The organism is bacterium (genome assembly GCA_004299235.1).
Taxonomy (GTDB): domain Bacteria; phylum Chloroflexota; class Dormibacteria; order Dormibacterales; family Dormibacteraceae; genus SCQL01.
Genome location: SCQL01000031.1, coordinates 42,139 through 58,366, shown reverse-complemented (window position 1 = coordinate 58,366; position 16,228 = coordinate 42,139). Strand labels below are relative to the sequence as shown.

The 16,228-nt window shown below is 70.6% G+C and carries 13 protein-coding genes; 10 read left to right on the top strand and 3 right to left on the bottom strand.

Annotation, left to right across the window (positions count from 1 at the left end; translation table 11 throughout):
- Positions 1 to 3: 3 nt before the first annotated feature.
- Positions 4 to 1,302: an amidase gene (locus tag EPN29_10675; GenBank protein ID TAN31679.1), complete on the bottom strand. Its 1,299-nt coding sequence runs from the start codon at positions 1,300 to 1,302 to the stop codon at positions 4 to 6.
- A gap of 50 nt (positions 1,303 to 1,352) precedes the next feature.
- Between EPN29_10675 and EPN29_10670 the strand changes: the two genes are divergently transcribed.
- The 10 genes from EPN29_10670 to EPN29_10625 all read left to right on the top strand — a co-directional run bounded on the left by EPN29_10670 (position 1,353) and on the right by EPN29_10625 (position 13,258).
- A complete protein-coding gene (locus tag EPN29_10670; GenBank protein TAN31988.1) occupies positions 1,353 to 3,140 on the top strand; it encodes an aminotransferase class V-fold PLP-dependent enzyme in 1,788 nt (595 codons plus the stop codon).
- A gap of 94 nt (positions 3,141 to 3,234) precedes the next feature.
- Complete coding sequence (locus tag EPN29_10665) at positions 3,235 to 4,779, top strand: HAMP domain-containing histidine kinase (GenBank protein TAN31678.1); 1,545 nt, start codon at positions 3,235 to 3,237, stop codon at positions 4,777 to 4,779.
- Between the two features lie 60 nt (positions 4,780 to 4,839).
- Positions 4,840 to 6,534, top strand: coding sequence for an adenine deaminase (gene ade / locus EPN29_10660; protein TAN31677.1), 1,695 nt, complete (start codon positions 4,840 to 4,842; stop codon positions 6,532 to 6,534).
- The gene (gene uraD / locus EPN29_10655; protein TAN31676.1) at positions 6,527 to 7,021 is read left to right on the top strand and encodes a 2-oxo-4-hydroxy-4-carboxy-5-ureidoimidazoline decarboxylase; all 495 of its coding nucleotides are present in this window, start codon (positions 6,527 to 6,529) and stop codon (positions 7,019 to 7,021) included. The genes ade and uraD overlap by 8 nt, the downstream gene beginning before the upstream one ends.
- Positions 7,018 to 7,353, top strand: coding sequence for a hydroxyisourate hydrolase (gene uraH, locus EPN29_10650; protein ID TAN31675.1), 336 nt, complete (start codon positions 7,018 to 7,020; stop codon positions 7,351 to 7,353). Before uraD ends, uraH begins: the two co-directional genes overlap by 4 nt.
- A gap of 11 nt (positions 7,354 to 7,364) precedes the next feature.
- On the top strand, positions 7,365 to 8,246 hold the full coding sequence (gene pucL / locus EPN29_10645; GenBank protein ID TAN31674.1) for a urate oxidase: 882 nt from the start codon (positions 7,365 to 7,367) through the stop codon (positions 8,244 to 8,246).
- Positions 8,247 to 8,251: 5 nt separating this feature from the next.
- A complete protein-coding gene (locus EPN29_10640) occupies positions 8,252 to 9,121 on the top strand; it encodes a xanthine dehydrogenase family protein subunit M (GenBank protein TAN31673.1) in 870 nt (289 codons plus the stop codon).
- Complete coding sequence (locus EPN29_10635) at positions 9,118 to 9,588, top strand: (2Fe-2S)-binding protein (protein ID TAN31672.1); 471 nt, start codon at positions 9,118 to 9,120, stop codon at positions 9,586 to 9,588. Before EPN29_10640 ends, EPN29_10635 begins: the two co-directional genes overlap by 4 nt.
- Positions 9,585 to 11,900, top strand: coding sequence for a xanthine dehydrogenase subunit D (gene pucD, locus EPN29_10630; protein ID TAN31671.1), 2,316 nt, complete (start codon positions 9,585 to 9,587; stop codon positions 11,898 to 11,900). The genes EPN29_10635 and pucD overlap by 4 nt, the downstream gene beginning before the upstream one ends.
- 2 nt (positions 11,901 to 11,902) lie before the next feature.
- Positions 11,903 to 13,258 carry an 8-oxoguanine deaminase gene (locus EPN29_10625; protein TAN31670.1) on the top strand — a complete coding sequence of 452 codons (1,356 nt, stop codon included), beginning with the start codon at positions 11,903 to 11,905 and terminating at the stop codon, positions 13,256 to 13,258.
- On the opposite strand, the gene allB is transcribed toward EPN29_10625, so the two are convergent.
- Together allB and EPN29_10615 are read right to left on the bottom strand one after the other, a co-directional pair.
- Positions 13,255 to 14,619: an allantoinase AllB gene (gene allB / locus EPN29_10620; protein ID TAN31669.1), complete on the bottom strand. Its 1,365-nt coding sequence runs from the start codon at positions 14,617 to 14,619 to the stop codon at positions 13,255 to 13,257. The genes EPN29_10625 and allB overlap by 4 nt on opposite strands.
- Positions 14,616 to 16,157, bottom strand: coding sequence for an allantoate amidohydrolase (locus EPN29_10615; GenBank protein TAN31668.1), 1,542 nt, complete (start codon positions 16,155 to 16,157; stop codon positions 14,616 to 14,618). The genes allB and EPN29_10615 overlap by 4 nt, the downstream gene beginning before the upstream one ends.
- Between the last annotated feature and the right edge of the window lie 71 nt (positions 16,158 to 16,228).

Genomic DNA, 16,228 nt, shown 5'->3' with positions numbered 1-16,228 from the left:
GGCCTATTCCAGCCCGGGCGGCCGCTGGTGGCCGAAACCGGGCTGAGCCTCGAGCACCTCGGCGAAGTCGAGCAGCTCCCATTCCCGGCCGAAGCGCCCGACCAGCTGCACACCGACCGGCAGTCCGTCGTGCGTTCCGGCCGGGATGGAGATCGCGGGCACATGCGCGAAGCTGACCGGCAGGACGAATTGGGTGTAACGAGCCCAGTCCTCACCGAGGAACGCCGGCACCTCCCCGATCGGCATCGGGGGCAGGCCGAGGGTGGGTGTGAGCAGGAAATCGAAACCGGACTGAAGCGGCCTCGCGACGGTCTGCTGGGCGGCCAGGGTAGCCCGCTCAAAGGCGCGGAAATAGTCGATCGCGGTCAGGCTTCGGCCCTCCTCGGCCTGCTGCCGGACGCCCGGCCCGAACTGGCGCAGGTCGGCCGGAAAGCTGGCCATGCTCGCCCGCCGCACGACACCATAGCCCTCGGCCACCGGCCCCGGATCCCACTCGATCCTTTCTATGTGATGGCCGGCCGACGCCAGAGCGTCGGCGGCCCGGCGGCAAGCATCGCGGCAGGCGGGATCGGCGCCCGATTGGCTGGATTCCGCCACGCCGATGCGAAGGCCTCGCCTGACCGCCGCGGCCGGCGGCGGGGAGGATGCGCTCAGCACCGAGTAGAGGAGCCGGGCGTCGGCCACGGTCCTGGTGATCGGACCACGGGACGAGAGCCCGGCCGCATCCACCATCTCGCTGGGCACCCGATCAGGTGACGGTCGCAGACCGACCACTCCGCAGCACGAGGCGGGGATGCGGATGGAGCCGCCCATGTCCTCACCGAGCGCGACGGTGGCGAGCCCCGCGGCCACCGCCGCGGCGCTGCCGCCGCTGGAGCCTCCCGGCGTCATGCCTTCACGCCACGGGTTGTTGGTCGCGGGGAAGAGGACGTTCACCGTCCCGACCGCGGCCGCGAGCTCGGGCAGGTTGGTCTTGCCGAGGATGGCGGCGCCCGCCGCACGCGCCCGGGCGACCGGGATGGCGTCCTCGAGCGCGACCCGGTCGCGCCACGCGGGCGTGCCGTAGGTCCAGGGCATACCCGCGACTGGCTGGCTGTCCTTGACCGCCAGGGTCACTCCGGCGAGAGGGCCCGCCGAGGCCCGGGCCTCGCGGTCGACGTACACGTACGCGTGGATGCGCGAATCGAGGCGCTCGATCGCCGCCAGATGAGCCTGGACGACGGCCTGGGGCTCGAGCTCGCCGGCGGCGGCGCGTCGGGCGATCTCGACCGCCGGCAGCCAGGAGAGGGAATCCACTTTCATCGGCGCCACCGTGCACAGGGTAAGTCCAGGCCGCGGTGATGGAGGAGGAGATGGCCGCGCGGTTGACCTGCGGGCCTCCGTGCGCGCACCCTTGGACGGTGGCGACTTCGCGTTCCAGGATTCCGCGGAGCGCGAGGGCGCAGGCGGGTCTGCACCTGATCGAAACCGTCCGGTCGGCGGTGATCGGCGAGGACGAGGCGGTGATGGGCCCGTTCGGGCCGCGCCGCGTCACCTACGCCGACTACACGGCCTCAGGTCGCGCCCTCTCCTTCATCGAGGATTTCATCCGCGAGGTGGTGCTTCCCCTCTACGCCAACACCCACACGGAGTCCTCCGGCACCGGGCTGCAGACCACCCGCTTCCGCGAGGAGGCGCGCGAGGTCATTCGCGACGCCCTGGGCGCGACCGAGGAGCACGCCGTCATCTTCTGTGGCTCCGGCTCCACCGCCGCCATCAACCGGATGATCGACGTCCTCAACCTCCGGCTGCCGGCCGACCTCGACGACCGCTACCAGCTCTCCGCCCTGATCCCGCCGGCGGACCGGCCGGTCGTCTTCATCGGGCCCTACGAGCACCACTCGAACGAGCTGCCCTGGCGGGAGTCGATCGCCGAGGTGGTCGTCATCCACGAGGACCACGACGGCCACGTCGACCAGGAACAGCTGGAGGCCGAGCTGATCCGCCATCGGGATCGCCGGCTCAAGATCGGCAGCTTCTCGGCCGCGTCCAACGTGACCGGGATCATCACGGACTGGCGAGCCCTTTCAAGCCTCCTGCACCGGCACGGCGCGCTCTCTTTCTGGGACTTCGCCGCGGCGGCGCCCTACGTGGAGATCCGGATGGGATCCGCCAGGACGGGGACGGATCAGGCTTACCTGGACGCGGTGTTCATCTCGCCGCACAAGTTCATCGGCGGCCCGGGCACCCCTGGCGTGCTGGCTGCCCGCCGGGACCTGTTTCGAAACCGCGTGCCGAGCGTCCCCGGCGGCGGGACCGTCGCCTACGTGAACCCCACCGAGCACGTTTACCTGAGCGACGTCGAGCATCGGGAAGAGGGCGGCACGCCGGCGATCGTGGATTCCATCCGTGCCGGCCTGGTCTTCCAGCTCAAAGAAGAGGTCGGAGCGGATGCGATCCGCCGTCACGAGCGATCGTTCATCCGCAGGGCGATCGATCGATGGCGCCGCCAACCCAACATCGAGATCCTGGGCAACCCCGACCTCGACCGCCTCTCGATCGTGTCGTTCGTGGTCAAGCACGCGGGCCGCTACCTCCACCACAACTACGTGGTGGCGCTGCTCAACGACCTGTTCGGGATCCAGTCGCGCGGTGGCTGCTCCTGCGCCGGACCCTATGGCCACCGCCTGCTCGGCATCGACCTGGACCGGTCGAACGAGTTCAAGCGCGAGATCAACCGCGGGTGTGAGGGGATCAAGCCCGGCTGGGTCCGGGTCAACTTCAACTACTTCATCTCCGAGGCGGTGTTCGAATTCATCCTCGATGCGGTGGACATGGTCGCGAAGGACGGCTGGAGGCTGCTTCCCGAGTACCGCTTCGACGCCGTCACCGGCCTGTGGAGGCATGCGGCGGGAGCGCCGGAGGCTCCGCTCAGCCTTCGCGACATCAGCTATGCCCGCCACGCCCAGACCTCGGCGCACCGGCACCTGGAACCCGAAGCGGCCCTGGCGCGCTACCTTACCCAGGCGCGCTCGATCCTTGCGGCTCCACGCCCCGCGGCCGACGCCATCGATCTGGGCGCGGACTTCGAGCAGCTGCGCTGGTTCTGGCTGCCGCACGACGTCCCGGAACTGGCGGCGGGCGGCGGGGCGACCCGGTGAAGGGCGCCATGTTCGAAGCCGGCCGGCCGGCTCTCCCGCAGACCTGATGCGCCCTCGCCCGGACTTTCGAACTAACATTCTCTCGATCCTGAAGGTGCGGCAAGGGATATATCTCATTCCAGACACCAAGCCGTTCCGGACTCGCGGCCTGGTTCGCAGGGTCACGCCTTTCATCGGCGCCGGGCTCGTCGCGCTGGTGGCCCTCTCCGATCCCGACTTTGCCCGATCGCCATGGACCGACGCGCTCGCCGTCGCGGTCGGCGCCGCGATCATCGGCGCGGTGCTGGCCCCGATCGATTGGGACCGGCTGCCCCGGCTCACGATGACCGTGCCCGTGCTGGCCGGACTGCTGCTCGGCCTGGGGTCGGATTTCAGCCGAGACCCAGCCGCGGCCTTCGTCGCCGCGGCCGCGGGTGGAGTGGTGGTGGTGGCGATCTACGGTCTGCCCTGGGATCGCCTCCCACGGCCGCTTCACAACCTTCCTGTTTTCGGAGGCCTCGTCGCCATCTTCATCCTCCAGGCCACCGTCGGCGCATCGAGTCCATCGACTCGCTCCGCCCTGTTCGTCTTCCCGCTCCTGCTCACCACCGTGCTGTTCGCCGCGCTGCACCACACGCGTCTGGAGCTGCGGGCGGCGGCTGGGCTGGCCGCGGTCGGGCTGCTCGTGCCTGCACTCGCCGCGGGCAGCCGGCCTGGGGACCTGGCCACCGCGATCCTGGTCGTCGCGGTGCTCTGGGTGCTGGTCGCGACGGTCCACGAGGTCGTCCAGAGGAGTCGAAGCGCCGCCGCCACGGCGGAGAGGATGGCGGCTGAGGTCAAAAACCTCATCAACCAGCTCCAGGCGACGAACGGTCTGTTGCAGGAGGCGAGCCGCAACAAGAGCGAGTTCGTGGCCAACATGAGCCACGAGCTCCGGACGCCGCTCAACGCCATCCTGGGCTTCTCCGAGCTCCTCATCGACGACACCGAGGGAAAGTTCGAGCTCGCGGCACGGCGCAAGTTCCTCGAGCAGATCAACTCGAGCGGCGGCCACCTGCTCAGCCTCATCAACGACATCCTCGACATCTCCAAGATCGAGTCCGGCCGGATGGCGCTGCACCTGGAGGCGGTGGCCGTGGCCGAGACCATCGACCAGGTGCGAGAGACCATCGAGCCCCTGGCCGCGAAAAAAGAGATCAGCATCGAGGCTGACGCCTCCGATGCAGGCGTGCTGCTGGCCGATGCCGGCAAGCTGCGGCAGATGCTGCTCAACCTGGCCTCCAACGCCATCAAGTTCACATCCCAAGGTGGGTCGGTGGCCCTTCGTGCCCGGCGGCGGGGGGATGCGGTCGAGATCTCCGTCTCGGACACGGGGATCGGTATCGCCGATTCAGAGCGAGGCCGTCTCTTCGAGGAGTTTCACCAGCGGGATTCCGGGATCGCGCGGCAGCAGCGGGGCACGGGCCTGGGGCTCGCGCTGACCAAGCGACTGGTCGAGCTCCACGGCGGGCAGATCCGCCTGGACAGCAAGTTGGGCGAGGGCAGCGTGTTCACGCTCACGTTGCCACTGCGGGCGCCGATGGCTGAGCCCGACTCCGTGCCGGTTGAGCCGTCGCCGCGGGTTGTGTCGACGGCCGCGACCGTGGCCCGGCCGACCTGAAGCGCGGTTCTGCCGCAGGGGCCGGTTGCGGGCGATGTCGCGGCCCCCAGGGCCTTAAGCTTGACCGTCATCGACGCTCAGTGGATGGCGGTCGCCCGAGGTGATGAGCCGGCCGACCTTGTGCTGGCGGGCGGCCGGGTGCTCTCCGTCTTCACCAAGGAGTGGCTGGAGGTCGATGTCGCCGTCAAGGACGGCCATGTGGTCGGCCTCGGAAGTTACGAGGGCCGCGAGCGGCTCGATGTCGGCGGCGCTTACCTCGTCCCGGGATTCATTGACGCACACATGCACATCGAGTCGTCCAAGCTCACCGTCGACGAGTTCGCTCGTGCGGTCCTGGCCCACGGCACCACGGCGGTCGTGGCCGATCCCCACGAAATCGCCAACGTCCTCGGCACTGACGGCATCCACTGGCTCCTCGACTGCTGCGCCGACCTGCCCCTCGACGTCTTCGTCATGGCTCCGTCGTGCGTTCCGGCCTCGAGCTTCGAGTCGCCACGGCGCGCCTTCACCACGGGTGACATTGAGAGCCTCCTCCGCCGCCACCGCACGATCGGCGTGGCGGAGATGATGAACTTCCCCGGTGTCATCGCCGGCCAGGCGTCGGAGATGGCGAAGCTGAACACCGGGCTCACGGACCACGTCGACGGGCACGCGCCGGGCGTGCGCGGGTCGGCACTCAACGCATACATCGCGGCCGGCATCCGCTCGGACCACGAGGCGACCACGTATGAGGAGGCGTTGGAGAAGCGCCGCCTGGGCATGTGGGTGATGCTGCGTGAGGCGTCGATCGCTCGCAACCTGCGCGATCTGCTCCCTCTCGTCAAGCGCCACGGCAGCGAGCGCTGCATGTTCTGCACCGACGACCGCGAGCCCAGCTTCATCGTCGAGGAAGGACACATCAACCAGATGGTTCGCGTGGCGGTCGCGGATGGCATCAGCCCAGAGGACGCGGTGATCATGGCCACGATCAACCCCGCGACGTACCACCGGCTGTGGCATCTGGGGGCGATCGCCCCGGGCTACCAGGCCGACATCCTGGTCCTCGACGACCTGCGTTCGTTCGTCCCGCGGCGGGTGCTGAAGCGCGGCGCGGCGCCGCGCTTCGTCGACCTCGAAGTCCCGGAGTGGGTGCGGCAGACGGTGCACCTGGCCCCGTTGGCCGCCGCCTCGTTCGGCATCCCCTCGGGCGCCAGGAAGATCCGCGTCATCCGGGTGATCCCGGGCCAGCTCCTCACCGGCGTCGATCTGGCCGAACCCACCACGCGCGGCGGCTGGATCGTCGCCGACCCGGCACGGGACCTGGTCAAGATCGCGGTCCTCGAGCGCCACCACGCGAGCGGCCGCGTCGGGCTCGGCTTTGCCACCAACGTCGGCCTCCAGCGAGGCGCGTTCGCATCGACCGTCGCGCATGACGCGCACAACGTGGTCGTGCTGGGCGTGGACGACGCCGACATGGCGGCCTGCGCGATGCGCCTGGCGGGGATCGGCGGCGGGATCGTGATCGCCGAAGCCGGCCGGGTCACGGAGGAGCTCCCCCTGCCGGTGGCGGGGTTGATGAGCGACCAGCCGCTGGCCGCGGTCCACGAGCGGCTGCGCTCGATGGAGCGCCGGCTGGCCACCATGGGAGTGACGATGACCGCGCCGTTCATGACCCTGAGCTTCCTGGCCCTGTCCGTCATCCCCGAACTGAAGATCACCGACCGCGGGCTGGTCGACGTGGCCAGGTTCGAGCTGGTGCCGTTGGGGATTGAGTGATGGCATCGCCCGGTTCAACGCGCTGCCTCCCGAGGAGGCGGAGCCCCGCCTGTTCGAATGTTTCGCCAATCGCGTGTGGGCTTCGCGGGTCGCGGCCGGCCGGCCTTACCAGGACCTGGCGGCCCTTTGGGCCGCCGCCGAGGCGGCATGGTCGGAGCTCGCTCCATCGGACTGGCTCGAGGCGTTCGCCGCGCACCCCCGGATCGGGGAGCGCGGCGGCCATTCGCCCGCCTCGTCTGAGCGCGAGCAGAGCGAGGTCATGCGGGCGTCGAGCCGGACGCTGGCCGAGCTGGCGACCGAGAATCGCCGCTACGAGGCCCGGTTCGGGCACGTGTTCCTCATCTCGGCCGGCGGGCGCGGTGCCGAAGAGATCCTGGCGGCGCTCCGGCAGCGCCTGGACAACGACCCGATGACGGAGATCGGCGTGGCGGCGCAGGAGCACCGCAAGATCACCCGCCTCCGCCTGGAGCGGCTCCTGAAAGGGTGAGCATCTCGACCCACGTCCTGGACACGATGCGCGGCTTGCCGGCAGCCGGCCTGGAGGTGAGTCTCAGCCGGCGCGAGGCGGATGGCGGCTGGACGGTCGTCGGCCGGGCGGTCACCGACGCCGAGGGCCGCATACGTGAGCTGGCGCATGACGAGATCGACGCGGGCGAGTACCGCCTGGAGTTCGCCACCCGGCCGTATTTCGAGCGGTCGGGCCTTGACGCCTTCTACCCGGAGGTGGCAGTGGTGTTCAACTTGGAGGACCCGGGCGCTCACCTCCACGTCCCGCTGCTGCTGAGCCCATACGGCTACACCACATATAAAGGAACGTAGAGGGAACTAGGTTGACGATCGTGCTCGGGGAAAACCAGTACGGCAAGGCCGAGACGCACCTGGTGCGGGTCACCAGGACCGGTCCCGACGGCGAGACCCATGAGATCAAGGACATCAGCGTCAGCATCGCTTTGGCGGGCGACTTCGCCGCCAGCCACGTGGCGGGCGACAACAGCAACATCGTGCCCACCGATACGCAGAAGAACACCGTCTTCGCCTTCGCCAAGGAGGCGCCGGTCGGCGAGATCGAGGATTTCGGCCTGCGTCTCGGGCGTCATTTTGTCGAACACGTCGACGCGGTTCGCCGGGCCCGAGTGTCGATCGAGGAATACGGGTGGGCGCGCATCAGCGTCGCCGGCCGCCCGCATCCGTACGCCTTTGTACATTCGGGATCGGAAAAGCGGCTGGCGACGGTGACCTGCACCAAAGACGCCGCCTGGGTGGTCGCGGGGCTGAGCGACATGGTCGTCCTCAAGTCCACCGGCTCCGAGTTCTGGGGCTATCCTCGGGATCGCTACACCACGCTGGCGGAAACGCAGGACCGCATCCTGGCGACGGCGGTGGTGGCGCGCTGGCGCTACGCCGGTCTGCAGGTGGAGTGGGCCGAGTCGTTCGAAAAGACGCGCCTCCTCCTCCTCGAAACCTTCGCCGTCAAGCACAGCCTCGCCCTGCAGCAGACGCTGTACGCAATGGGCGAGGCGGTCCTGACGGCGCGGCCGGAGGTCGCGGAGATCCGGTTTTCGCTGCCGAACAAGCACCATTTCGCCGTCGATCTCTCGCCCTTTGGGCTGGCGAATGACAACGAGGTTTTCCATGCCGCCGATCGTCCGTACGGGCTGATCGAGGGAACGGTCACCCGCGACGACGCCCCCGAGGCCGGCCTGGCCTGGTAGGACGGATGGAGTTCCTGCAACCGACGAGCTGGCCGGAGGCCCTCACGATGAAGGCGGCCCACCCGGAGGCGATGCCGATCGCGGGCGGGACCGACGTCATGGTGGAGGTCAACCTGGACCGTCACCGGCCGGCGGCGATCATCGACCTCACGCGGGTCGCCGAGCTGACGGAGTGGGGTGGCGAGGGCGATCTCCTGCGCATCGGATCAGGCGTCACCTACGCCCGGATCATCGATGAGCTGGGCGACCGGCTGCCTGGACTGGCGATGGCCTCGCGCACCGTGGGCTCGCCGCAGATCCGCAACCGCGGCACGGTGGGCGGCAATCTCGGTTCGGCCTCGCCGGCGGGCGATGCCCACCCGCCGCTCCTGGCGATGGACGCCCTGGTCGAGCTGGCGTCGGTGCACGGCAGCCGCCGGCTGCCGGTGAGTGAGTTCTTCATCGGGCCGAAGCGCAACGCAGCGAGGCCGGAGGAGCTCATCGCCGCGTTCCTGATCCACCCGGCGAGCGGACCGCAGCAGTTCTCCAAGGTCGGCACCCGCAACGCCATGGTGATCGCGGTCTGCTCGTTCGCCCTGGCTCTCGACCCGAAGCGAAGGCGCATCGGCACCGGCATCGGGTCCGCCGCCCCCACGCCAGTCACGGCCGCCGACGCCGAGCGATTCATGGCGGGGGTGCTCGAGGAGGCGGGCTTGTGGGAGCGGCCTTCCGAGGTCGATGCGTCTGCCATCGCCCGCTTCGGCGAACTGGTCGCCGCCGCCGCGCGCCCGATCGACGACGTGCGAGGCACGGCCGCCTACCGCCGGCACGCCCTTTCGGTGCTGGCTCGCCGCAGCTTCACCTGGGCGTGGCTGGAATACCAGAGGAGCGCATGAGGATCACCTGCACGGTCAACGGCCGGCCCCAGGTCGCCGACAGCGTGTGGGCAGGCGAAAGCCTGCTGTACGTCCTCCGGGAGCGGCTGGGCCTGCCCGGCTCGAAGAACGCGTGCGAGCAGGGTGAGTGCGGCTCCTGCTCGGTGTACCTGGACGGCACGCTGGTCTGCGCCTGCCTGGTGCTCGGCGGGCAGGCAGACGGACGCGAGATCGTCACCGTCGAGGGGCTCTCCAACGGTGACTCGCTCCACCCGGTGCAGCAAGCCTTCGTCGAGGCGGGCGCGGTGCAGTGCGGCTTCTGCACGCCCGGGCTGGTCGTCGCCACGCACGACCTCCTGCGCCGCGTGCCGCGGCCGAGCGACGCTCAGATCCGGGAGGCCTTGGCCGGCAACATCTGCCGCTGCACGGGGTACGCCAAGATCATCGACGCCGTTCACCTCGCCGCCGGCCGGATGGGCGCGGCATGACCGCGGGCGCCGTCCTCCCGACCCGGCAGCCGCAGGCGGCCGCCGCCAGCGTGACCGGCAGGGTCGGCGAGAGCGTCCGCCGGCCCGACGGCGTGCTCAAGGTCCGGGGCGACTTTCCATATTCGTCCGACCTGTGGGTCGAGGGCATGCTCTGGGGCGCCACCAGCAGGAGCCCGCACCCTTACGCGCGCATCGTCTCCATCGACACCAGCGAGGCACTGGCGTCACCCGGCGTCCGGGCCGTCCTGACGCACGAGGATGTGCCGGGTCGCAAGCTCTACGGCCTCGAGATCCCCGACCAGCCGGTGCTGGCATTCGACGTCGTGCGCTACTGGGGCGAGGCGGTGGCGCTGGTTGCGGCCGACCATCCCGAGCAGGCACGTCGCGCCGCGCGGAAGGTGCGAGTCGAGTACGAGGTTCGAAAGCCCTTGACGGACCCTGAGGAGGCGCTCACGCCGGAGGCTACCCGCCTGCATCCCGGCGGCAACGTGACCCGCCACGTCACGATCCGGCACGGCGACCAGGACGCTCGCGCCGATGTCGTGGTGCGCGGCGAGTACGAGATCGGCATGCAGGACCAGGCGCCGCTCGGGCCGGAGTCGGGCCTGGCGATCCCGGACGGCGAGGGCGGCGTCGACCTGTACGTCGCGACGCAGTGGCTGCACGTGGACCAGGACCAGCTGGCCGGCTGCCTGGGGTTGGCGCCTGACCAGGTGCGGCTCACTCTGGCCGGCGTGGGCGGGGCGTTTGGCTCGCGCGAGGACCTGTCGATGCAGGCGCACGCCTGCATGCTCGCCCTGCGCACCGGACGGCCGGTGAAGATCGTCTACTCGCGGCCGGAATCGTTCGTCGGCCACGTCCACCGGCATCCCGGCCGGTTGCGGTACGAGCATGGCGCCACGCGCGACGGCAAGCTGGTCTACGTCAAGGCCCGCATCCTGCTCGACGGCGGGGCGTACGCCTCCAGCTCCACCGCGGTCATCGCCAACGCGAGCTGCTTCGCCGTCGGACCGTACCAGTGCCCAAACGCGACCATCGACGGGTGGGTCGTCTACACCAACAACCCTCCATGCGGCGCGATGCGCGGCTTCGGCTCCGTCCAGAACTGCTACGCCCACGAGGCGCAGATGGACAAGCTGGCCGCGGCTCTCGGGATGGACCCGGTGGCGATTCGCATGCGCAACGCGATGGACGGCAGCAGCCGCCTGATCACCGGCCAGGCGATGGAGGGGCCGATACCGGTGGCCGAGCTGCTGCGCCGCGTCCAGGAGATGCCGCTGCCACCGGTCGCCGGCGCCGACCACCTGGACCTGACCGCGCTGCCCGGGGGCGTGTCCAACACCACCCACGGCGAGTCGGTGCGACGCGGTGTGGGCTACGCGGTGGGCTTCAAGAACGTCGGCTACTCCGAGGGCTTCGACGACTACTCGACCGCCCGGGTCACCCTGGCCGCGGCCGGCGGCCGGCCGCGAGCGGAGGTGCACACCGCCGGCGCGGAGGTGGGGCAGGGGTTGGTCACGGTGCAGGCCCAGATCGCGGGCACCGAGCTGGGCGTGCGCGACGTCACCGTCCTCAACGCCGACACCCGCGTCGGCTCGGCGGGGTCGTCGTCGGCGTCGCGGCAGACCTACATCACCGGTGGCGCGGTGAAGGCGGCCTGCGAAGCGGTGCGGGAGCGCATCTTCGCGCTGGCGCAGTCGGAGCTGGGGTCCAGGAGCGGGGCGGGCTGGCGGCTGGAGCGGGAGGCGATCGTCTCCGCGGACGGGGAGGTGATCGTCACGCTGGCCACCCTTTTGGGCGAGGAGGTGATCGAGGAGACCCGCGAGTTCCGACCGCGCCGGACCAACCGGCTGGACCCCAAGACCGGCCAGGCCGACGCGCACATGCAGTACGCCTTCGCGGCTCACCGCGCGGTCGTGGACGTCGACACCGAGCTGGGCCTGGTCAAGGTCGTCGAGCTCGCCACTGCGCAGGACGTGGGCAAGGCGATCAACCCGCTGGCGGTGGAGGGCCAGCTGGAAGGCGGCGCCGCCCAGGGACTGGGCCTGGCGGTGATGGAGGAGGTCCAGGTCAAGGACGGGGTGATTCGCAATCCCTCCTTTACCGACTACCTGCTGCCCACCATCCTGGACATGCCGCCCGTGCGGATGGACGTGCTGGAGCTGGGCGACCCTCGCTCGCCGTACGGCGTCAAGGGAGTCGGCGAGCCGCCCACCATCTCGTCCGGCCCCGCGATCGTCGCCGCCATCCGCGCCGCGACCGGCCGCCCGCTGGCACGCGTGCCGGTCCGGCCCCACGACATCGTCACCTAGCCATGGCCGGCTCGCTGTTGCTGCGCGCCGGGCTCATGGTCACCGGCACGGGACAGGAGCTGGAGAGCGGCTGGCTGCTGGCCCGCGACGGCGAGATCGCCGAAGTGGGTTCCGGCCCGCCGCCGGCGGCCGACACCACGGTTGACGAGCCCAACTGTGTCGCCGTGCCGGGCCTGGTCAACGCCCACGACCACATGTACCAGTGGGCGACTCGCGGCTACGCCCCGGACGGCACGCTGTTCGAGTGGCTGCGTGCCCTGTACCCGGTGTGGGCCCGCATCGACGCCGAGGTGGTTCGTGCCGCGGCCCGCGCCGCGATGGCACGGCTCCTGCTGTGCGGCTGCACCCTGTCGACCGATCACCACTACGTCTTCCCGCGAGGCCGGAGCGGCATTTTCGAGACCCTGGTGGATACCGCGCGGGAGCTCGGCCTGCGCTTTCACCCCTGTCGAGGCTCGATGTCCCTGGGTGAGTCGAAAGGCGGGCTTCCGCCCGACAGCGTGGTGGAGGACGAGGACGCCATCCTGGCCGACACCGAGGACAAGATCAGGCGGTTCCACGACCCCACGCCGGGTTCGATGTGCCGGGTTGTGGTCGCGCCCTGCTCGCCCTTCTCGGTGACGCCGCGGCTGATGCGCGATTCGGCGGCGCTGGCCCGCCGCCATGGCGTCCGCCTGCACACCCATCTCGCCGAGACGCTGGACGAGGAGCGATTCTGCCTCGAGCGATTCGGCCGGAGGCCGCTGGAGCTGATGGAGGACCTGGAGTGGACCGGGGACGATGTCTGGTACGCCCACGGCATCCATCTCAGCGACGCCGAGGTGGACCGCGTCGCCGGGGCCGGGACCGGCATCGCCCACTGCCCGTCGAGCAACATGCGCCTGGGCGCCGGCGCCTGCCGGGTCGAGGACCTGGTGCGAGCGGGAGCGCGAGTCGGGCTTGGCGTCGACGGCTCGGCGAGCAACGAGGACTCCAACCTGGCCGGGGAGATCCACCAGGCGTTGCTGCTGGCCCGCGCCCGGGCCGGCATTGCGGGCCGCATTGACGCCCCGGCGGCGCTGGGCGCCCGAACCGCCTGGCGGCTCGCCACCAAGGGCGGCGCCGAGTGCCTGGGGCGGGACGAATGCGGCACCCTCGAGGCCGGCAAGCGCGCCGACGTCGCCTGCTTTCGCATCGACGATCTGGCTCACCGCGGCATCGCCGACGTGCTCGCCGCCCTCGCCCTCGCCCCGCCGGCCCGGGCGGAGGCGGTGGTCGTGAACGGCAAGGTGGTGGTCCGGGAGGGTCGCCTCCTCACCGCCGACGAGGACGAGGTGGCGCGGGAAATCGCCGCCGCCGGCCGCCGCCTTCGCGATTAGGCTGAGGCTGGCGGGGCCGGCCGGATGAGACGGCCGGCCGGTCCTTTCGAAGGGCGTCCCGCCGCGAACACCGTCCGGCCGCGCACCATCGTCCGCACCGTCCGGCCGCGGATCGGCCGGCCCTCGTGCGCGCTGAACGCGTTGCGGTAGAGCAGGTCGCGCCCGCGTACGACGTCCTCGTGCGAGAGGTCGACCAGCCAGAGGTCGGCGTCGAATCCAGGCGCCACCTCGCCCTTGCTCGCCAGCCCGAAGCGCCGGGCCACATTGGTCGCGGTCACGGCGGCGATGGTGGGGAGGGCCAACGATCGCGATCCGTCGCCCGAAAGCAGCAGCTGCCTGGTCGACTGGCAGCCCGAGATGCCGCCCCAGAGCTTGAAGAAATCGCCGCCCCGCTTGAGGTCGGGCGAGCTTGGGGAATGGTCGGACACCACCATGGGCAGGGCACCGTCCGCGATCAGCCGCCAGAGCCCATCGCGGTCGGCGGCCGAGCGGAACGGCGGCGCGCATTTGCCCGCTCCGCCCAGGCGCTCCATGTCCTCCTCCACATATAGAAGGTAGTGAGGGCAGGTCTCACCACTCACGTCCACGCCGCTCCGCCGCGCCTCGCGGATCAACTCGACTCCGCCCGCCGTGCTCACGTGCACGACGTGGAGCCTGCAGCCGGTCTCGCCGGCCATGCCGATGGCCCGGGATATCGCCTCCAGCTCCGCCGCCGCCGGCCGGGAGCGGATGAAATCCAGCGCGCCATTCTGGCCCCCGGCCGTCGCCCGGTGGATAAGCGCATCGACGATGGCCGGGTCTTCCGCGTGCACCAGCAGGATCGAACCGAGCCGGGCGATGCGCCGCATGCCCTCCCGGAGCGTGCGGTCGTCGCACCCCGGGAAGGCATCGATGCCGCTGGGGCACATGAAGGCTTTGAATCCGATCACGCCGCGTTGAACCAGCTCCTCCAGGCGGTCGAGGTTGCCGGGCACGAGCCCGCCCCACAGCCCGAAATCGACCAGCGATGAGCCGGCCGCCGCCCCGAGCTTGAGGTCGAACGCGGCCCCGTCGATGGTCACGGGATCGCTGTTGAGCGGCATGTCGACGAACGCCGTGTAACCGCCGGCCGCCAGCGCCGCGGACCCGCACGCGATGGTTTCCCAGCCGGTCCGTCCGGGCTCGTTGAAGTGCACGTGCGAATCCACGCCACCGGGAAAGACGTGGAGGCCGGTGGCCTCCAGGTCCTCGCTCGCGGTCCAGCCGGAGAGATCCGGTTCGACGGCGACGATCCGGCCTTCCGCAATCGCGACATCGGCGACGGCGACGCCCGACGCCGTGACCACGCGGCCGCCGCGAAGGATCAGCTCGGCGGCGCTCACGCCGGGTGAGCCAGCAGCTCCAGGAACCGGCCCAGCGCGTCGATCGCGACGGCGACGTCAGCGGTCGTCACCGACTCCGCGGGGTTGTGGCTGACCCCGCCCCGGCACCGGACGAAGAGCATTCCGATGTCGGTCAGGGCCGCCATCGCCACCCCGTCGTGGCCCGCGCCGCTCGGCAGGCTGACGGCCGAGATGCCGATGTCCTCGACGGCTTGCGACAGCAGGGAGACCAAGCGCGACGAGCAGGGCACCGAGGGGTTTGCCTCCGTCGGCTCGGTGTCGACGGCGATCTGCCGCGTTTGCGCGATGTCGCGGGCGCGGCCCAGGATCCGCCGGGATGCCTCCACCCGGACGGTGTCGTCCGCGTGCCGCACGTCCAGGGTGAGGTTCACGCGGCCGGGCACCACGTTGGCGGCGCCCGGATGTGCGGCCAGTTGCCCGACCGTGGCGACCAGGCCTTCGTGGCCACGTGCGTCCGCTTCGACCGCCAGCACGAACTCCGCGGCGGCGGTCAGGGCGTCGCGCCGGCGGCCCATCGGCACGGTGCCGGCGTGGCCGGCCTCCCCGGTGAACGCGAGGGCGTAGCGCTCCTGCCCGGCGATGGCCGACACGACCCCGACCGGCAGGCCGCGCGCCTCGAGCACCGGGCCCTGCTCGATGTGGACTTCGCAGTAGCCGAGCAGCGCGCCGTCGCGCCACCGGTCCTCGTCGATGCGGGCCGGGTCGCCGCCAAAGGCGCGGATGGCCTCGGCCAGGCCGACGCCCTCCGCGTCACGGCGGTCGAGCTCCCCGGCATCGAAGGTGCCGGCCACGGCGCGGCTGCCGAGGTACGTCGAGCCGAAGCGCAGGCCTTCCTCGTCGGCAAAGCCGATGACCTCGATCGCAAACGGCAGCCGCGTCCGGCCGTCGTGCAGGCGCCGCACCGCCGCGATGGCGATCACGACGCCGAGCGGTCCGTCGTACCTACCCGCGTCGCGGACGGAATCCAGGTGTGACCCCAGCAGCAGCGTCGGCCTGCCCGGCACCGCGGCCTCGTACCGGCCGCGGAGGTTGCCGGTTTGGTCGCGCCGCACCTCCATCCCCGCTTCGCGCATCCATTCGGACACCCGCTCGTGGGCTCGATGCATCGCCTCCGACGCAAACGGTCGGGTCAGGCGGTCGGGCTCCTCGCTGCAGGCGCCCAGGATGTCGCAGCGCTCCATCGCCGTGGCGGCATCGGAGTGGCCCACGGCGCGATCAGCGACCGTCGAGCTCTTCGAAGGTGATCTCCTGCGCGCCCTCCCACAGGACGAGCCGGCCCAACTCGGCGAGGCGATCGGCGCCGTCGTAGACGGTGGCGAAATGATTGCCGGCAAGCTGCCCGACCTTGCTTGCGAACAACGCCGACCCGTAGGGAAATAGGATCTCGGTCTCGCTGATGCCGCCGGGATAGAGGAGCAGGTGTCCGGGCGCCGGATGGCTGGTGTGGTTCTCGTAGCCGAGGTCCAGGTTGAGCTCGCCGAAGGGTATCCAGCACGCTTCACCGCTCCAGCGCGCATGGATGATCCGGGTCTGCAGCGGCAGCATGGCTTGAAACCTGGCGCATGTCTTCGGCGCCGACTCGTTTTCG

Excerpts from the sequence above, each read along its gene's own strand:
- EPN29_10675 (TAN31679.1), bottom strand. The coding sequence starts at position 1,302 with ATGAAAGTGGATTCCCTCTCCTGGCTGCCGGCGGTCGAGATCGCCCGA.
- EPN29_10670 (TAN31988.1), top strand. The coding sequence starts at position 1,353 with ATGGCCGCGCGGTTGACCTGCGGGCCTCCGTGCGCGCACCCTTGGACG.
- EPN29_10640 (TAN31673.1), top strand. The coding sequence starts at position 8,252 with ATGGAGTTCCTGCAACCGACGAGCTGGCCGGAGGCCCTCACGATGAAG.
- EPN29_10635 (TAN31672.1), top strand. The coding sequence starts at position 9,118 with ATGAGGATCACCTGCACGGTCAACGGCCGGCCCCAGGTCGCCGACAGC.
- pucD (TAN31671.1), top strand. The coding sequence starts at position 9,585 with ATGACCGCGGGCGCCGTCCTCCCGACCCGGCAGCCGCAGGCGGCCGCC.
- EPN29_10625 (TAN31670.1), top strand. The coding sequence starts at position 11,903 with ATGGCCGGCTCGCTGTTGCTGCGCGCCGGGCTCATGGTCACCGGCACG.
- EPN29_10615 (TAN31668.1), bottom strand. The coding sequence starts at position 16,157 with ATGCGCGCTGGAGCGGTGAAGCGTGCTGGATACCCTTCGGCGAGCTCA.